The organism is Corynebacterium sp. UMB0012, assembly GCF_030216265.1.
GTDB lineage: Bacteria > Actinomycetota > Actinomycetes > Mycobacteriales > Mycobacteriaceae > Corynebacterium.
Genome location: NZ_JASOKQ010000002.1, coordinates 1 through 18,643, shown reverse-complemented (window position 1 = coordinate 18,643; position 18,643 = coordinate 1). Strand labels below are relative to the sequence as shown.

General features: G+C 58.0%; 15 protein-coding genes. 3 read left to right on the top strand and 12 right to left on the bottom strand.

The window, feature by feature from the left end; all coding sequences use genetic code 11:
* Positions 1-43 precede the first annotated feature (43 nt).
* From QP324_RS01155 to rimM, 9 genes are all read right to left on the bottom strand, one after another.
* Positions 44-685: a ribonuclease HII gene (locus QP324_RS01155; RefSeq protein ID WP_284814031.1), complete on the bottom strand. Its 642-nt coding sequence runs from the start codon at positions 683-685 to the stop codon at positions 44-46.
* On the bottom strand, positions 672-1,409 hold the full coding sequence (gene lepB, locus QP324_RS01150; RefSeq protein WP_284814029.1) for a signal peptidase I: 738 nt from the start codon (positions 1,407-1,409) through the stop codon (positions 672-674). The genes QP324_RS01155 and lepB (QP324_RS01150) overlap by 14 nt, the downstream gene beginning before the upstream one ends.
* Positions 1,387-2,190 carry a signal peptidase I gene (lepB, locus tag QP324_RS01145; RefSeq protein ID WP_284814027.1) on the bottom strand — a complete coding sequence of 268 codons (804 nt, stop codon included), beginning with the start codon at positions 2,188-2,190 and terminating at the stop codon, positions 1,387-1,389. The genes lepB (QP324_RS01150) and lepB (QP324_RS01145) overlap by 23 nt, the downstream gene beginning before the upstream one ends.
* Before the next feature lie 185 nt (positions 2,191-2,375).
* Positions 2,376-2,720, bottom strand: a complete 345-nt coding sequence (gene rplS, locus QP324_RS01140) for a 50S ribosomal protein L19 (protein ID WP_005325245.1) — start codon at positions 2,718-2,720, stop codon at positions 2,376-2,378.
* Positions 2,721-2,871: 151 nt separating this feature from the next.
* Entirely contained in the window at positions 2,872-4,986 is a 2,115-nt protein-coding gene (locus tag QP324_RS01135; RefSeq protein ID WP_284814025.1) for a YhgE/Pip domain-containing protein, read from the bottom strand.
* 192 nt (positions 4,987-5,178) lie between these two features.
* Positions 5,179-7,515 (bottom strand): Tex family protein, encoded by a 2,337-nt coding sequence (locus QP324_RS01130; RefSeq protein ID WP_284814023.1) that lies wholly within the window; start codon positions 7,513-7,515, stop codon positions 5,179-5,181.
* 146 nt (positions 7,516-7,661) lie between these two features.
* Positions 7,662-8,273 (bottom strand): hypothetical protein, encoded by a 612-nt coding sequence (locus QP324_RS01125; protein ID WP_284814021.1) that lies wholly within the window; start codon positions 8,271-8,273, stop codon positions 7,662-7,664.
* Between the two features lie 495 nt (positions 8,274-8,768).
* Complete coding sequence (gene trmD / locus QP324_RS01120; RefSeq protein ID WP_284765823.1) at positions 8,769-9,641, bottom strand: tRNA (guanosine(37)-N1)-methyltransferase TrmD; 873 nt, start codon at positions 9,639-9,641, stop codon at positions 8,769-8,771.
* Entirely contained in the window at positions 9,638-10,135 is a 498-nt protein-coding gene (gene rimM / locus QP324_RS01115; protein WP_284814019.1) for a ribosome maturation factor RimM, read from the bottom strand. Before rimM ends, trmD begins: the two co-directional genes overlap by 4 nt.
* A gap of 107 nt (positions 10,136-10,242) precedes the next feature.
* On the opposite strand from rimM, the gene QP324_RS01110 reads away from it, so the two are divergent.
* Both QP324_RS01110 and QP324_RS01105 read left to right on the top strand, forming a co-directional pair.
* Positions 10,243-10,647, top strand: coding sequence for a cupin domain-containing protein (locus QP324_RS01110; RefSeq protein ID WP_284814016.1), 405 nt, complete (start codon positions 10,243-10,245; stop codon positions 10,645-10,647).
* A gap of 38 nt (positions 10,648-10,685) precedes the next feature.
* Positions 10,686-11,372, top strand: a complete 687-nt coding sequence (locus QP324_RS01105; protein ID WP_284814014.1) for a TetR/AcrR family transcriptional regulator — start codon at positions 10,686-10,688, stop codon at positions 11,370-11,372.
* A 221-nt stretch (positions 11,373-11,593) separates the two neighbouring features.
* On the opposite strand, the gene rpsP is transcribed toward QP324_RS01105, so the two are convergent.
* A complete protein-coding gene (rpsP, locus tag QP324_RS01100; RefSeq protein ID WP_005325261.1) occupies positions 11,594-12,109 on the bottom strand; it encodes a 30S ribosomal protein S16 in 516 nt (171 codons plus the stop codon).
* 353 nt (positions 12,110-12,462) lie between these two features.
* Here rpsP and QP324_RS01095 point away from each other — a divergent pair, with 353 nt between their 5' ends.
* Positions 12,463-14,730 carry an acyltransferase family protein gene (locus QP324_RS01095; protein WP_284814012.1) on the top strand — a complete coding sequence of 756 codons (2,268 nt, stop codon included), beginning with the start codon at positions 12,463-12,465 and terminating at the stop codon, positions 14,728-14,730.
* A gap of 128 nt (positions 14,731-14,858) precedes the next feature.
* Here QP324_RS01095 and ffh read toward each other — a convergent pair whose 3' ends face one another.
* Together ffh and QP324_RS01085 are read right to left on the bottom strand one after the other, a co-directional pair.
* Positions 14,859-16,511 (bottom strand): signal recognition particle protein, encoded by a 1,653-nt coding sequence (gene ffh, locus QP324_RS01090; protein ID WP_284765818.1) that lies wholly within the window; start codon positions 16,509-16,511, stop codon positions 14,859-14,861.
* Positions 16,512-16,562: 51 nt separating this feature from the next.
* A partial coding sequence (locus QP324_RS01085; RefSeq protein ID WP_284814010.1) for a [protein-PII] uridylyltransferase occupies positions 16,563-18,643 on the bottom strand: 2,081 nt, incomplete at its 5' end.

The following is an 18,643-nucleotide window of genomic DNA, read 5'->3' as shown; positions in this document are numbered from 1 at the left end:
GGTTAGCTCGCTTTAGCTTAGCGCGAGGAAGGCTAGATTTTAGCTAGGCACGCGCGGCAAACTCCGCTTGAGCGCGGCGGACATTCTCGTAGCTCATCCGGTGCTCCGGACACGCTCCAAGCGTCGCAATTGCGGCCTCATGTGCCTTGGTTCCGTACCCCTTATGGCTGGCCAACCCGTAGCCGGGGTACCGCGCATCCAATTGGTGCATCAGGTGGTCGCGGCTGACTTTGGCCAATACACTCGCCGCGGCGATACACCGTGCGGCCGCATCGCCGCCAATAATGGGCAGGTGGGGTTGGGTGAGACCGGGGATAAAGAGGGCGTCGGTAAGCACATAGCCCGGAGGTGCTTCCAGGCGGGCAACTGCCCTGCGCATGCCGGAAATATTGGCGTGTTGGATGCCGCGCTTATCGATGTCCCCCGCACCAATATGCACCACAGACCAGTCCACAGCCTTGTCTTTAATGAGTGGAAAAAGCTTCTCGCGCTGTTTGGGGGTGAGCTTCTTGGAGTCAGTAAGCTCCGCCAACTCCTTAATTGTCCGATCAGGCATCACACAGGCCGCGATGGTGATTGGTCCACAGCAGGCACCGCGCCCAGCCTCATCCACGCCAGCTACAGGACCTAAACCGGCCTTGCTCAATGCGACCTCGTAGGTGCGCCGCTGTTTAAGCCGCCGCATGCGAAATTTCCGGGTGCTCCACCCCACCCCAACGCGAAAGCGGCAAAATGACGGCCTCGACGCGCCCGCGGACATTGTCCACCGGCACGGTGCCCTGCAGATGGTCACCCAAGTGCGCACGGGAATCGAGGGAGTTGGTGCGATTATCACCCATCACCCAGAGGCTTCCTTCTGGGACGGTGACTGGGCCAAAATACTCACCGCCGCACTCTTGCGAGCCCACACTGGGATCTACGGGAATCTCCGGCGGATCGAGGACGAAAGATTGGTCAATGGACTTTCCGTTCACCATGACCGCAGGATCGCCAGCCTGACAACTCACCGTCTGCCCGCCAGTAGCAATGACGCGCTTTACCAGGATATTCTCCCCATTAGGAAGCAGCCCTACGGCCGACAAAGCGTTCTGCGCGCCGCGCACAAAAATATTGTGCGAGCGATTGACCTCAAACTCGTTATTCCATGAGTCGGGCCCTTCAAAAACCACAACCTCCCCGGGCTTGGGGTCCGTGAAGTAGTAGCTGACCTTTTGCACGGCAATGCGATCATTTTTACAGCCGGGACACCCGTGCAGGGTCGGCTCCATCGAAGCAGAAGGAATGACATACATCCGCCCCACCAGCGCCTGCAGGAGCACCAGCAGGACAAAGCCTGCCACCACGGGGATAAGAAAATCCCGGGTGCGCAGGCGTTGGGAGGAAGGCTTATTCCTGAATGTCCGGGTCATCGACCCCACCTATGCGGGTAAACGGCCAGAATACGAATTTCACCTTGCCGCGGACGTTTTCTACTGGAACCGTGCCATGGAACTTATCGGTCATGTGGTAGCGAGAATCGGCCGAAGCAGTACGGTTATCGCCCATCACCCAGATATTGTCCTCCGGTACCTCGACGGGACCAAAGTACGGACCACCGCAGGCCTCCGAGCCGGTCGATTCATCTACCGGGTACGTTGGCGGGTCTTGCACGTAGTCTTGCTCGATGGGCTTGCCATCTACCATGACTGCAGGATCGCCCTCTTGGCAGGACACCGTCTGTCCGCCGGTAGCAATCACACGCTTGACCAGAGTATTTTCGTCTGGCGGTGCCAAGGATACGAAGCTCAACGCATCCTGCACGCCATGAATGACCGGATTGGACGAGCGCGGTGAGACGAAGCTGGAATTCCAGTCCTCGGTGCCTTTAAAGACGACGACATCACCTGGTTCTGGCTCGCCGTCACCGTAGTAAGAGATCTTTTCCGTAAAGATACGGTCATTTGTGCAGCCCTCGCAGCCGTGGAGAGTCGGCTCCATCGAACCCGATGGGATCACATACTGCCGGCCGATAAAGTTCTGGAATAGTCCGACGATCACGAGAACCGTCGCCACTACCAGAAGGGTTTCCAGCAGCCACGGCATTTCCTTCTTCTTAGTCGCCTCTTTGCCTTGCTGGGTGGCGTCTCCCTGTACTGGGTGGGCCCCCTCGCCTTCTGGCGGCTGTTCCTGCGAGATGCTGTCTTTATTCACGCGCTAGATCCTAGCAACCCCACGCCCGATGTCCGGTCTTATCCCCCTCGCGGCAGGGGGATTCACAGTCAACTTTTCGTTTAGAACATGGCTTCTGACTTCGGGATGAGCGAAATTGGGCATAGAAAAATCCTCCTGCACCCACAGTTGGGTGCAGGAGGAAGCTGGCGCGCAGCGCGCTAGTACTAGCGACGCTCCTTGATGCGAGCCTTCTTGCCGCGCAGATCGCGCAGGTAGTAGAGCTTCGCACGACGGACGCGGCCACGGCGGGAGACCTTGATGGACTCCAAGTTCGGGGAGTGAACCGGGAAGGTACGCTCAACGCCGATACCGAAGGAGACCTTACGGACAGTGAAGGTCTCACGGATGCCGGAGCCCTGACGACGGATGCAGATGCCCTTGAAGAGCTGTGCACGCTCGTTGTTGCCCTCGATAACCTTTACGTTAACGTCGAGGGTATCGCCTGGGCGGAAGGACGGGATATCGTCGCGCAGCTGTGCTGCATCGACCTTGTCAATAATGTTGGACATGCCAATATTCCTTTTCAGTTTGGGACAGAGGACCCTAGCGGCGTACTGCCTAACCGGTTCGTGCCCGTTACATAGAACGGTGCACTATTTTTCCACATCCACAGGCAGGAACCAAATTTCTCCCCAGCACTACTTTCTCCCTCCTCCCAAGCTACGCCGCCGCAGCAGCCGGGGAGCGGACAAGGTGCTCATCTAGGATTTTCGCCGTACCCAAGTGACGCGCACGAAAGACCACATATGAGGCGAAAAGTGCGATCAGGGTGAATCCGAGCAACGCTGCCATTCCAGTCCAGAAAGTCGCATCATGAATCCCATCAGTGGCACGCGTGAATGCGCCTTTGGCGTAGGTCATCGGGTGGAAAGGATGCATCATACTCAACGGGCGAGGTATCGCAGCCACCGGCCACACGCCGCCAAAGACCATCACCCCGAGGGCGAAAACTCCCGCAGCAAAGATGCCACCGATCTTTCGCCCAAAAGTCACGTGGAAGAACTGGTAAGTCGCCGCACCCACCGCCGCGATCGCTGCTACTACCCCGAGAATCATCGGCCAGCTAGCCGGTGACCACCCCAAAGTCGCTGACATCAGCGCCATAAAGGCAAGGACAATGAAGTTGAGCACGGTCAGCGTGACGAACGCAGACAATACTCCGCGCGCAGGATGCGAAACTGGAGTTCCTTTACGGCCGAGGTAATAGGGAAACACCATAGCCACCAGCAGCATGACGAGGAAGCCAAAGACGAGCACTAAGAGCAAAGAGGCACCGCCGGTGACGTCCTTGCGGGTGGGGTCCGTGGAGCTTATTGCAGTTTGGACTGGATGCACATTGGACGCGGTGAAGTTAATAGGAACGGCCATGTTTTGAGCTGAGTCTTCCGGTTTGGAGATAGATGGCGCTTTGGCTGCACCATCTGCCAGCTTCTGTGAGAGCTCACCAGAACCCGCCTTTAGCTTATCCATACCACCCTTGAGCTCGGCACCACCGGCTGCCAAGCGGTCTGTTCCCGTCTTCAGGGTGCCAGTTCCGTTGTGGAGGCGGCTCGCGCCATCGTGCAGCTGAGCGGCGCCGTTGCCAAGTTCGCCAACGCCGCTGTGTAGCTCTTTCGTGCCATCAGCCAGACGGTGCGCTCCGCCATTGAGCTTGTTCATGCCGCCCAAATACTCCGAATTGGGATCTGAAAGGTTGTAGTACAGCTGACCGGTACCATTAGAAAGTTGCTCTAGTTTATCCACCATGTTGCCACTCGTGGCCGGATCAAGTTTGGATACGAGCGAGTGGAGCTGTTCAGCCTGCTGCCCCATACCCAAGTTACGCAGCACCTCTACCAGTTGCGAAAGGGCAGGAACCACGACCTGGGCCTGTTTGAGCACTGGGATAAGCATTCCCGTGAGCTGATTGACTCCACCATCGATCTCGCCGGCACCGTCGGCGAGACGGCCAGTGCCAGCGAGCAGCTTATCGGAGCCTTCGGCAAGTTGCGTTGCACCATCATCCAGGCGAGTGGCACCATCATCGAGTCGCCCGACTCCCTCATTGAGGCGGGTGGTGCCATCAAGCAGCGCACCAGTTCCATCATGTAGCTTTCCTGCACCGGCTCCCAGCTGACCTATACCGGCGACCGCACGACCTCCACCTTCTTGTAGCTTCCGGGCACCTTCATCAAGACGCCCAGCGCCATCGGCGGCAGTACCCAATCCATCGCTTAGCTTATTGAGCCCTTCGATTACCTGGTCAGCATATTTTTTCGAGATTGCATTTTCCACGCTAGTTTGCACCTGCGGGATGAGGCTTGAAGAAATAACGGAGCCGTTCGTGCCGTAATAGTCATTGCTAGCGAAGTGAATTTCAGGTTTGACGGGCTTATCACTGATGATGGACACCGCTTTTTTGGAAAAGTCCTCAGGAATAGTCACCACCAGCAGATATTTACCCTTTATCAGCCCTTGGGCCCCCTCATCCTTATTCACCTCTGCGAAATTTAGGTAATCGGTATCCAGCAGACCTTCTACCACCTGATCGCCGTAGTTGGTATCAACGCCTTGCTTGTTGACGCCCGCGTCTTCATTCACCACCGCTAGGTCGATTTTGCGCATGTATTTGGATGGGTCCCACATCGCCCACATCATGGTTCCGGCAACAATAATGGGTGCAACCAGGAAGAACACGATGAACAACCGTGCCAATGCACTGCGCGGACGCCAATCCAATACGCGGTGCCAACCCAACACTCCCCTGCCATGGCTGGCTTTAGCGGCTTTGCTCATTTCCTTCTCCTTGTAATTAAAATGGCACCAAGCTCCTTTTATTTAGTTTTGCCAAACTTACCATTTTGAAACAATCCCGGCGTACATTGGACCCCACGTCGTGGAGGAATTCTCTCTTAGGAATGCAAAAGCTCCCACCGTCCGCAACGATGGGAGCAAAAAGCAGCAGGTAGAAAGGCTAGCCCACGACGATTAGAAGCCTGCCTTCTTCAAGGCATCGGCCATGGCTCCACCACCACCGGGGCCACCTCGACCGCCGGTGCGGCCGCGCGAGCCGCCCCGGGAACCGCGCCCGGACTTGTGGCCGGAGCGCTTTCCTTCTCCCCTGCCGCCGGACTTGGCGGAACCACGTGGGGAATCACCGCGGCGCTTCGGAGCCTGCTGCCCCGGTTCATCATCGAGGCGCAAAGACAAGCCGATGCGCTGGCGCTCCACATCAACCTCCATGACCTTCACCTTGACCACCTGGCCAGAGCGCACGACCTCGTGCGGATCGGAGACAAACTTGTGGCTCATGGCAGAAACGTGGACGAGACCATCCTGATGGACTCCGACATCCACGAAGGCGCCGAATGCCGCCACGTTTGTCACCGTGCCCTCAAGAATCATGCCCGGGGTGAGATCGGAAACCTTATGTACGCCCTCTTTAAAGGTGGCGGTCTTGAACTCAGGGCGCGGGTCGCGTCCGGGTTTATCCAGCTCGGCGATGATATCGGTCACCGTAGGAATGCCGAAAGTCTCGTCTGCAAAGTCTGCTGGCGCCAGCGTGCTAAGTACGCGGGTATTGCCAATAAGTTCAGAAATACCCAGGCCCGTCTTTTCCGCGATGCGGGAGACGACAGGATATGCCTCAGGGTGTACGGCAGAGGAATCCAGCGGATCGGTACCGCCGTTGATGCGGAGGAAGCCTGCAGATTGCTCAAAGGCCTTAGGCCCAAGACGCGGTACCTTCTTCAGTTCCTTGCGGGAAGCAAAAGAACCGTGTTCATTGCGGTAGGCCACAATATTGGTGGCGATGGTGGAATTGACACCAGCTACGCGCTCAAGCAGCGGGACGGAAGCGGTATTGAGATCAACGCCCACGCCGTTTACCGCACTTTCCACGACGCCATCAAGGGTGCGGGCGAGCGCCGTCTGATTAACGTCGTGCTGGTACTGCCCCACACCAATGGCCTTCGGATCAATCTTGACCAACTCAGCCAAAGGATCCTGCAAGCGGCGTGCGATGGAGACCGCGCCGCGCAGTGAGACATCCATGTCGGGGAATTCCTCCGCCGCAAGCGGCGAGGCTGAGTAAACCGAAGCGCCGGACTCCGATACCACTACAGGAGTGGGTCGCTGACCCCCAGCTTGCTTGATGAGGTCCGCAATTTCCTGGGCAAGCTTCTCGGTCTCGCGGGAGGCGGTGCCGTTGCCGATGGCCATAAGGTCTACAGAATGCTTGGCGCACAGGGTCGACAGCGTCTGAGCTGCTTGGCTCCACTGGTTCTGCGGCTGATGCGGGTAGACAATGGCGGTATCGAGCACCTTGCCGGTTTTGTCCACTACCGCGCACTTCACACCATTGCGGTAACCCGGATCCAAGCCAATGGTGGCACGTTGGCCAGCAGGTGCCGCGAGCAGCACGTCGCGCAAATTGGTGGCAAAGATCTTCAGCGCGCCTTCCTCTGCAATCTCTTTCAGCCGCATGCGAACGTCCAGGCTGGAGGAAATATAGAGCTTGGTGCGCCAGCCCCAATGGACGGCGTCGGCAAGCCACTTGGAGGAGCGATCCAGCTCGAAGCGGGAGGCGATTGTGTCCTCGTAGTCCGCGTCATCGCCGGCATCGAGCTGCAGCTGCAGCACGCCCTCATTCTCGCCACGCAGCAGCGCCAAAATGCGGTGCGAAGGCAGCTTGTGGAAGGGCTCGTTGAAATCAAAGTAATCCTTAAACTTCGCGCCTTCGGCTTCCTTGCCCTCAACAACGCGCGCGCCCATGGAGCCCTCAGTGAACATACGCTCGCGCACTTCACCCACCAGATCCGCGTCGAGCGCGAAGCGGTCCACCAAAATGGCGCGGGCGCCGTCGAGGGCCTTCTTGGTGTCCTCAAAGCCCTCGGTGGTAAAGGCCTGTGCCAACTCTTCTGGAGCGGCGTTGGGATCCGCAATGAGCTTATCGGTCAGTACCTCAAGGCCGGCTTCGCGGGCAATATCGGCCTTCGTTTTGCGGCGCTTTTTATACGGCAGATACAAATCTTCTAGGCGCGCCTTAGATTCGCAGGCAAGGATTTGTTCCTTGAGGGCGTCGCTAAGCTTGCCCTGCTCTTCAATCGCCGCAAGGATGGTCTCCTTGCGGTCTTGCAGTTCCTTCAAATAGTTCGCGCGCTCTTCAATGGTGCGCAGCTGGGAGTCATCCAGCCCACCGGTGGCCTCCTTGCGGTAGCGGGCGATAAAGGGCACTGTATTGCCCTCCGCAAGCAGCTGCAACGCGGTAGAAACCTGCGATTCCTTGACGTTGAGCTCGGCGGCGATAGTGGCCGCAATATTCACGTGGTCTCCTCACTCTTTCTCGAGGCTTGGGATTAGACCCACCCAATTTACCGCACGGCCCCTTTACTGCCTTCGCTTGCCGACGCCCCCAATACGCACAAAACCTCCTTTCCCCAGTAAGGAAAGGAGGTTGCCGTAGTGCGTTCTTAGTAGATAACCACGCGGGCGTTATCGCCGCCGGAGCAGGAAACGCGCGAAGAGCTACCGGAGCAGTACATGGTGTAGGTACCACCTGTTGCCGGCGAGTAGACACTCAAGGTAGCGCCGGTTCCGCCGCCAGCGACCCAGTTATTCATAAACGCGGTATAGACGTTGTTGGCAAACCCACTGGAGGTTTTGCTGGTAGCCGCATAGTAGCTAGTGAAGTCACTCCAAGAGTGCCCATTGCTGCTGCCAGAAGACGCTGCCTGTGCCGGCGCTGGAGCTGGAGCATCCTTGGTCTTGGTGACCGTGACCGGGCTGGAATCTTCATCCTCATCGTCTGCATCGTCCTTGGAGGAGCCGGAGCCACTATTCGCATCCGCCTGTTGGAATTGACTATCGGCAGCCGCGCTAGTCGATGCATCATCCTTGTTAGTGGTCACGAACATGATGACCATGGCAGCCACCGCGATAACCGCCACAATGGCTGCGATAATCGCGGCGATCGTGGCGCCACCTACGCCACCGCTTCGCTGCGGCTGGGAATAATACTGCTGATTGTACTGGGGCGGTTGTTGGTTATATCCACCGTAGTTATTGCCATTGGGAGCCGTCATGGTTAAGGGACCACCTTGGGAATAGGAATCTGAAGGGAAAGTCCCCTTTACTATAACCCTAGAAGGCATATGCGCTGCAGTTTAGGCAGGAAAAAGCGCTAAAGAGTTTTCCAGATTGCGCTTATAACCCAGATTCGGCCCGCCACACCGCTGGGGCGCCAAGCCCCATCTCTGTAAAACCGATTTCCGCACTGCCCACCCACGAGGCTGCCGGCGGCAAGCAGTCTGCCACCAGGGCGGCCACTGTGGCCAGGGGCTGTGTGGTCTCTCCGTTTACGATGAGCCGCCACACCGGAATTCTCTGCGGCCACTGGCCGAATCTGAAGCGATATTCCTGCGCTAGCGGGCCGCTTTCAGTGCACTCCTCCGCTACCTGGAGGGCAAAAATGCTTATTGGCTTAAAACCCCGGACACGTATCGCCTCCGGTAATGCTTCGAGGCTTTTCTCCCACTCCTGGGTTACTAGGAGTACCGAGAGGTCAGCGCTTACCTCCATTAGCTTTCACCCTGGGTGTTGGCTTCTTGTTCCAACTGCGCGATGAAGGCCTTGTCGTCCTTATCGAGCTCAGCCGCCTCCAAAAGTTCGGGACGGCGTTGCCACGTGCGCAGCAATGCCTGTTCCCTCCGCCATTTGTCTACCAAACCGTGGTTTCCCGAGGTGAGCACGTCCGGCACGGCTAGGCCACGCCACTCTCGCGGCTTAGTATAGCTCGGGCCTTCTAAGAGACCATCAGAAAAAGAATCTTCCTCATGAGAGCGCTTATTTCCCAGCACCCCGGGGATGAGGCGCACCACAGCCTCAGCAATCACCAACGTTGCCACTTCCCCACCGATCAACACATAATCGCCGATAGAAACCTCGCGCACGCGGTAACGCCGAGCGGCGTCATCCACCACGCGCTGATCGATGCCCTCATAACGCCCGCAGGCAAAAACAATATGCTCCTCATTGGACCACGCCCGCGCATCTGCTTGGCTAAACGGTTTTCCCGTTGGCGTCGGCACGATAAGCAATGGGAGGTCGCTATCCTCATCGGCCGTGGCATCAACCGCATAGGCTTGTGCCTCTACCCCTTCTAATTCATCGTGGCGCGGACGGTTCAAATGTGGCAGCGCAGACTCTAGATTGGGCGCACTTTCCCGCGCAGCAACGCTATCGAGCGCCGGCCCCCAAACTTCTGGCTTCATAACCATGCCGGGACCACCACCGAACGGCGAGTCGTCGACAGACTTATGCGCATCCGTAGCCCACTGCCGCAGATCGTGCACACCTACTTCAAGGCGACCTTGTTCAATGGCCTTTCCCAGAAGCGCATGCCGCAACGGGTCCAGGTACTCCGGAAAGATGGTGATGACGTCAAGCCTCATAGATCAAGCAGTCCTTCCGGCGGATCGATGGTGCACGTTCCAGCCTCTAGGTTCACCTCAGGAACAATGGCATGCACGAAGGGAATGAGCGCCTCCTTGCTGTTATCGAGTTCTACCTCCAACAAATCCTGGCTTCCGCCGTGGATGACCGATGTGACCTTACCGATTTCCTTGCCCGCTAAAAGAACGCGAAGCCCTTCCAGCTCATGGTCATAAAAGCCACCATCATCACTGTCGAGCGGCGCGGCAAAGAACTTGGTACCACGTAGGCTATCCGCCACTGTTCGGTCTTTGATCTCTTCGAAGGTGACGAGCAGCCTTCCCTTATGGCTCCGGACCGCCTTGGTAGTTAGTGTGTGCCCCTTCTTGCCCTGCGTGCCATGAAGAACTTCCCCTACCGCAAAGCGCACCTTCGGCTCATCCGTAGTGGCCTCGACTACGACTTCGCCTTTCACGCCGTGCGATTTAATCACGCGACCAATCATCAATTCCATAGCGGAAAGTCTACAACACAGACCTCTTTGCCCTTGTCAGTCATAAACTTCCGCCACTTTAGAAAGCTAACCCAGAATTTGAGTGTCATTGTCGTTAAAGTGGGTCCATGAGCAACCTACCTACCAACTCCCCGGAAACCTTTGGCGCGGCTTCTCATTCCAGTGGCACCTCTGCCATGACCGCGCTCAACCTGCTCGACATCGCACCAGATACCGATCCGCAACGCCCGCGCCCAGGCGTCCAGCGCATCTTAAGCGCCGATGGTGCCAACCTCATTCTCTTTAGCTTTGCACCAGGACAGTCCCTGCCCGATCACAAGGCCGCACATCCGATCACCGTGCAGGCGCTGCGCGGTGAGCTTGACTTCAGCTACGGCAGTGAAACCATCACGCTCACCCCCGGCTCTATCGTGCACCTTCCTGCATATGAGGTACATAAAGTCGAGGCTACAAGCGAGAGCGGCGACCCTTCTACCCCCGCAATTTTGCTGCTCACCATGCTGACTAAATAGTTTATACGTACATAGGTTTTGTTGATAAAATGAGTTTTATGGAAACGTACAATAAGCCCTACCATCATGGAAACCTCCACGATGAGCTGCTCCGTATCGCTGTTCAACTAGGCAAAAGAAGCGGCCCCGACGCAATTACCGTTCGTGCGGTAACTCGCGAAGCAGGAGTGTCCCCTACCTCTGCATACCGCCATTTCAAGGACCAAGAAGAACTGCACGATAAGGTCGCTGAGCTTGCCACCGATGAGTTGGTCCGGCGTTTACACGAGACTACCGAGACTGCAGAGGGCCTAGATTTTCCAGAGCACCTGATGCAGATTGGTTACGCTTACCTCGAGTTTGCCTTGGATGAGGCCAATTTCTTCCGCTGCATGCTGGAGTGGAAGGCGCTGCGTTTCATGCTTGGTGTAGATCCCAATACGGAAGATGATCCGAAGATGGATCACCTACAGCAGATTCGCGATTTCTTCGCGCTGTTGTCCCGCCACGCGGAAGCGCTGGACAATACCACTGACGCTACGTATTTCATGCAGAATGCTCTGCTGGCCTGGTCGGCCATTCACGGTTTTACCGTACTTGCCATCAACGGCCCTATGTCCCGGCTTCCACGCGAGCAGATCCTCGAGCTTTTCACACCGGTTGTTACAGGCGCCCTGCGCGGCATGGACTTTAAGGATCCATCCAACGTCCACAGCCGCTACCCCAAATACAAGCCACAGAGCTAAAGGCGAACCGGCACATCCCCGAGAGGGACGCCGAAAGTTTCCTTGCGCGCCAATTTCACTAGCGACCGCGCACGCAGCCCCGCCACGGGCTAGCGTGCACGGTCGTTTTCGTGTGCCGGCATTATAGGCACCAAAAACTACAAAGGCCCCGCCACTACGACCAGTGATCGTAGCGACGGGCCCAAAGCTAGAAGCGCTATGCGCTTAGCAAGGGAGGCAGATTACTCTGCGGACTCCTCGGAAGCTTCCTCAGCCTTCTCCTCGGCCTCAGCGTCAGCTTCGCCGGCGGCAGCAGCGGCAGCCTCTGCAGCAGCAGCTTCCTCAGCAGCCTTCTTCTCAGCCTCTTCCTTTGCCTTCTTCTTCTTTTCGGTGATGGCCTCGATGGTCGGGCCGTTGTTGGCCTCAGCCAGTGCCTCGTTGAAGATCTCCAGCTTGGACTTCTTCTCCTCAGCAACCTTCAGGGTGCCCTCTGCGCCCGGCAGACCCTTGTGCTTCTGCCAGTCACCGGTGACCTTCAGCAGAGCGAGAACCGGCTCGGTTGGCTGTGCGCCAACGGACAGCCAGTGCTGTGCACGCTCGGAGTCGATCTGGATGAGGGAAGGCTCTTCCTTCGGGTGGTAGATACCGATGTTCTCGATGACCTTGCCGTTACGACGGGTGCGGGCATCAGCAATAACAACGCGGTACTCAGCAGCGCGGACCTTGCCCAGGCGCTGCAGCTTGATCTTGACAGCCATGTTGGCTCCTTTACTAGTCACTGGGCAGTACAGACGCGCACTAGGTTGTGCGCCGGTTCAACCCTTGGATTTTATCTGCGCGTGACATACCGGCCGACCGTAGACGGGAACGGTGCTACGCAGAATATTACGTTCTTCAGTTTATCTAGCTCAGAATATCCGAGTAGATAACCTGGGATATTTTAGCGCGAGTAGCTGCATTTTCAAAAATCACTACGCCACGCACGCAGGTTCGTTATGCCTGCGATACTGAAGCAGAGTACCCTTAGGGGCCGAATATAGACATTTCGTTTCATATGTATGGCGCGCCTTCCGCCTTACCATCCAGGCATAGGCGCACGAAAAGACAGTTTATGACTAAAGAATCACCGCGAAATTTCCGGTACCGCTATGACCTTGATGGTCTGCGCGGTATTGCCATCGGCCTAGTAGTTATCTACCACGTATTCGTCGGACGCGTTTCCGGCGGCGTCGACGTATTCTTGTTGCTATCCGGCTACTTCTTCTTGGGCTCCCAACTGCGCTACGCGAGCAAGCCCAACGCCTCGCTGAACCCATGGTGGCCCATCTGGCGTACCTTGCGGCGCCTGGTACCAAGCTTGGTTTTGGTCATCGGTGTGACCTACATTCTAGTGCGCATTTTCACCCCGCAGCTCATGCGCACCGAGCTCACTCAACAGATCACAGCCACCATGCTGTACTACCAGAACTGGGAGCTAGCGGAACAAAACGCCGACTACACGGCGGCCGCGGCTGATACCTCACCGCTACAGCACATGTGGTCCATGGCCGTGCAGGGCCAGTTCTACATCATGGGCATTGCCTTCGCGCTCATCTTGGCGGCCATCATGAAGTTCCGGCCAAAGCAGCAACCTTTGGGCAAGCGCAGCTTCCCCACGGTCAACCAGATTGCTGGCCCGATCCTCATCGTGGTCACGATTGCTTCCTTTGCCTATGCTTCGCGCCACGGCCTCTACGGAACTCCGGAGAACTACTACTCCACCTGGTCGCGCGCTTGGGAGTTGACCTTGGGCGCGGTCCTAGCCATCTACGGTTCCTCCTGGAAGATTCCAGCCCGCCTCTATGATCTCTTTACTGGTTTGGGCCTGCTGATGCTCATCTTTACTGGTGCCATCATCGCGGATACCACTGCGTACCCTGGCCCGCTTTCCCTCTTGCCACTAGGCGGCGCCGTACTCATTATCTTGGGCGGCGGTGGCAAGATTTCCAAGGCCATGGCCTCCAAGCAGGCGCGCTGGCTGGGCGACGTAGCCTATCCGCTCTACCTGTGGCACTGGCCGTTGCTCATTTTGTCCACCTCCTACCTGGGTCAAGAAACCCCATCGTGGTGGTTGGGCGTCATCATTATCGTCATTTCGCTGGTGTTGGCGGACCTCACGCACCGCTTTTTGGAAAAGCCCCTACGCCAGCATCGCAAGCGCCCCACGTCGGAGGATCTACCGGTGCGCAAGGGCCTGTCGACCTTGCAGAAACCCGCCGGTGCCGCCCGCGGTGTGGGTGGCGTTGTTGTCGCCGCGGCTGTTATCGGCCTCTTGGCGGTCCAACCGCTATGGATGCGCACACTGAATGATGCTGATGCAGAGCTTTTGGATCCTGCCCTTTACCCCGGCGCAACGACGTTCATCAACGACATCACCCCGCCGGATAATGTGGAAATTAAACCTGATCCGATCCTGGCCGGCGGCATCCAGCCACCGGTAGCGACAAATTGGTGCTTCGTACCAGATAGCCAGCCTGCTGACTTCTTCTTCGAAACCCGCAAGGACGGAAAGACCCCCTGCATTTTCGGTGACCCCAACGCAGAGAAGGAAGTCTATTTGGTGGGCGGTTCCCACGCGGAGCAGTATTCTGCCCCGCTGGACCGCTTAGGCAAGGAAATGGGCTTTAAGTTGGTACCGCTGCTGCGCCAGGGCTGCCCGATTGAATTGGGTGACGATGTCACCGTGACCCCAGAATGTGCCGAGTGGGGCAAGCTGGTCATGGATCGCATCGAAGAGGCGAACCCGGCCTTGGTCATCTCGAATACCACTCGCCCGCAAAATGAATATGGCACCGGCCCTGATGCCGTGCCCGCCGGCTACCAGGCGTTCTGGGATGAATTGGCCGACCGCGATATTCCTTTCTTGGGCTTCCGCGATAACCCGTGGGGATTCGATGAAGAAGGCCGCCCACGCGAGTTTGATGAATGCTACGTCGCTTCCGAAGATGCTTATGGCTGCGGCATGCGATTTGAGCAGGTCTACCAGCCTTTTGACCCCGGTGCGGTCGTGCTGTCGAAGTACCAGAATATGCTCTCGATTGATACCGCTCCGTGGTTCTGCGATGCCAATGGTGACTGCCCGGTCATCATCGGCAATACGATGGTCTACCGCGACATGCACCACATCACCAATGCTTTTGCGGAATCTGCAATGCCAATGATCCGCGAGGCACTAAAGCCCTTCCTTGACGGGAAAAAAGTCCAGCAGGAAGCCCCGGATATTCCACCGGAGCAGGCTGCAGGAGCCGTGGAGCAAGCGCCCGCAGCGCCTACCAACGCCGGCAAGCAACATGCCAACCCAGTCCCCTACCCCAACGCTGGCCAAGATGAGGCAGTCTAGCCCCTGAGATCCAAGACCGGCTGCGCTTTCGCGAAGCCGGTTTAGGGGGGCGTCGACAAACGCAAGCACAAAAGGGGCTTCCGCGCGAATGCGGAAGCCCCTTTTGCTCTGGCCACGGGCCAGAAAGACTACTTTGTACCCTTGCCAAAGTCTAGGTTGTCGAGGTCGATATTTTCCATTCCCTTCGGCATCTTTGGCATACCGGGCATACCTGGCATGCCACCGCCGCCGCCCATTTGCTGCTGGAGCTTTTGCAGCTCCTCCATGGACGGCATGCCGCCGCCACCGGGCATTCCTGGCATTCCGCCCATGCCCGGCATACCGCCTGGCATCTTCGGGCCGCGGTTGCCACCGCCGCCTTTGCCCTTCTTGCGCTTGCCGTTTTTGCCCTTGCGACCCTTGGGCTTCTTCTTGGTAGCGGAGCGACCGCCCATGCCGCCCATGCCGAATTGGCCGGCCATCTTGGACATCATCTTCTTAGCCTGGTTGAAGCGCTCGATGAGCTGGTTGACCTCGGAAACGCTTACACCAGAACCATTAGCAATGCGCTTGCGGCGCGATGCATTGAGAATCTTCGGATCCTCACGCTCCTGCGGCGTCATACCGCGAATGATCGCCTGGATGCGGTCCAGCTGCTTTTCATCCACCATGGCGGCCATTTCATTCATCTGCTTGCCGCCGGGCATCATCTTCAGCAGATTGCCGATGGGACCCATCTTGCGGATCATCAGCATCTGCTCAAGGAAGTCATTTAGCGTTAGCTCGCCAGAGCCCAGCTTAGAGGCTGCCTCTTCGGCCTTCTGGTGGTCTAGGGTTGCTTCAGCCTGCTCGATAAGGGAGAGCAAATCACCCATGCCCAGAATACGGCTGGACATGCGCTCTGGGTGGAAGACATCGAAATCATCGAGCTTCTCACCGGTAGAGGCGTACATGATGGGCTTGCCGGTGACCTCACGGATAGACAAGGCCGCACCACCACGGGCGTCACCATCCAGCTTGGTGAGAACGACGCCGGTAAAGTCCACGCCATCGCGGAAGGCCTCGGCCGTCTGCACGGCGTCCTGGCCGATCATGGAGTCGATGACAAAAAGGACTTCGTCCGGGTTGACGGCATCGCGGATATTGCGCGCCTGCGTCATCAGGGTCTCATCGATGCCCAAGCGGCCAGCGGTATCGATGATGACCACATCGTGCTGCTTCTGCTTGGCCTCAGCAATGCCCTGCTTGGCGACGTCCACTGGGTCCCCATGCGAGGTACCCATTTCATGCTCGTTGGAGTCCAGGGAGGTTCCCGGATCCGGAGCAAAGGTCGGCACCTCAGCGCGCTCGCCGACGATTTGCAGCTGCTGCACCGCGCCTGGGCGCTGCAAGTCACAGGCCACCAGCATCGGGGTATGGCCCTGCTTCGCCAGGTGCTTGGCCAACTTACCGGCCAAGGTAGTTTTACCAGCACCCTGCAGGCCGGCGAGCATGATCACAGTCGGCGGGTTCTTAGCCAAGTTCAGGCGGCGAGTTTCGCCACCAAGGATCTCAATGAGCTCCTCATTGACGATCTTGACTACCTGCTGGGCTGGGTTGAGCGCCTCAGAAACTTCCGCGCCGCGGGCGCGTTCCTTGATGCGCTTGATAAAGCCACGGACGACGGTCAAAGACACGTCGGCTTCCAGCAGCGCGAGGCGGATCTCGCGGGCAGTGGCATTGATATCAGCCTCGGTCAGTTTGCCCTTACCGCGCAGGCCCGCCAGGGCTGACTGTAGGCGGTCTGATAGTGAGTCAAACACTACGGATGCGCTCCCTTTATTTAGATCGATCTAAAGTTCAACTATTCAATCTTAGTCCCTAGCCAGGGCCCTGGTCACATTCCCCACCACGGTAGCGCGAGAAACCTGCCCGGCGAGGTACACATTGACAATCATCGTCGCGCCCAAAATCTCATGGCGCAGCCACACAAAGTCCGGCAATGCCTCAACCAAGTGCCCTAAAGCGCCGATGCGCTCGACTGTCCGGATGACCAAAATGCCGCCCACATCGAATGCCGCAGTGGTCACCTCTCCAGTAATGGCCGGCAGCTCCGTATAAGTTCGTGAGTTATAGGACTGGATAAACCTTATCTCCTGCGCTGCTTCCTTTAGGGTCTGTTGCACCGTGCGGATGAAAAACTCCGCCTTATAGGCACCGTCCTCCTCGCGAACGATTTTCGCCCGCACGATGGTCCACCCCAGAGCCGATAACAAGGCAAAGATGCGCTTTAACTCTTCTTGCGAGGAACCGCACCACGACACACTAACTTCTTGGTCTTCCCAATCCACTTTGAGCGCAACGCCTTCGCTAGATAGCGGTACATGCACAGCAGGGCGGTCGAGAACACGTGGTTTGAGCGCCTCAAGTGCCCGCGCGACGATCAGCTTCTGTGCTTGCTCCACCCGCGGTGTCCACACGCCCGGCCCAGTCGATTGGGCATCCGCCTCAGCCAACACCGCTAACAGGGATATAGTCAGCTGATCATAATGCGCGGCAGCCAAGAGGGCGTCGCGAGCGGCATCGGAAGCTGGGTCCATCGTCGCTGCTAACCGCGCCAAGGTGGTATGTTCTGCCACCAGGGTTTGGGCGCGCGACCTATCGGCGACGCTCAGCCGCATACGGGCTGCCTGGCGGGTAATCATCTCCGCACCGACTTGGGCGTGGGGGCGCCCGTAGCCCTTGCCTATGTCATGGTAAAGCGCGGCCAACAGCAATAAGTCCGGACGAGCCACTGACGTACGCATCTGCGCGCACCGCGTTACCGTTGCGATGAGATGATGGTCCACTGCATTGACGTGGCTGCGCTCGCGGGGCAACAAGCCGCGCACATGCCCCCATTCTGGGACTAAACGTTCCCACAGGCCATAGCGGTCCAAGTCCTGTATGACGCGCGGCGTGCATCGCGGGGAGGACAAAATAGCGAAGAAGTCATCCACCGCTGCCCGCGGCCAGCGTGGCGGCAGCTCAGGCAAGTCTTGGAGCTGGTGCCAGGTGGTCTCGGCGATGATATATCCCGTGCGCGCCGCGGCAGCTGCCACGCGGGTGAGCAGCCACGGGTCTTCCACATTTGGATTGCGCGAAAGGAAAATGTTGCCGCCCTCGGACACCACGTCCACATCGAGCGGACGGCGCCGGCCCCGGCCGGTCACTGAAGCATTACGGCCTAGCACCCCACGGGCGGTAGCAAGGCCGCGCTCCACCGCCTTATTGACCGTGGCCGCAGCGCTGACCAAAGCTGCTGTCAGGGCATAACGGCTTTCAAACCCCAGATCCGCAGCGACATCCGCGGCGAACTCGGGATCCAAGATATCCCGGTGGCGCCGAGCTGTGACGTGCAGGAGCGTGCGGGCGTCGAGAAGCAGCCGCTGCTCAATGTCTAAATCTGGAAAGTCGCACAGGTTGCCCAAAGCCATCGCGCGCAAGAGCTGAATATCGCGCAGTCCCCCGCGCCCGTTCTTCAGGTCTGGGTTCGTCATCGCTGCCACCGCGCCCGAGCGCTTCCACCGAGTAATCGCGGTATCCAAGAAATCATCAAAGCCGCGTTGCAGCTGGCGCCGCCACGCCGCGAGCAATTGCGCCCGCGCCTCATCCACCAGAACCTTGCGCCCTGCTACAAAGGCCAAATCCAACTGGGCAAAGCCGGCCGAGGCATCTTCGGCAGCAATCGCCCCGCACTCTTGTGGGGTGCGCAGGGCATAATCCAGGCGGTACTTGGCATCCCACACAGGGTACCACAGCTGCTCCACCAGCGCCGGATCTGGCTCGTGACCTTCCGGATAGATGAGGATGACATCAATATCCGAGTGCGGGGTCATCTCATTGCGCGCAAAGGATCCGGTGGCAGCGAGCGCGGTTCCAGGAGGAAGCTCGAGACTGCGCAATACACGAAGCG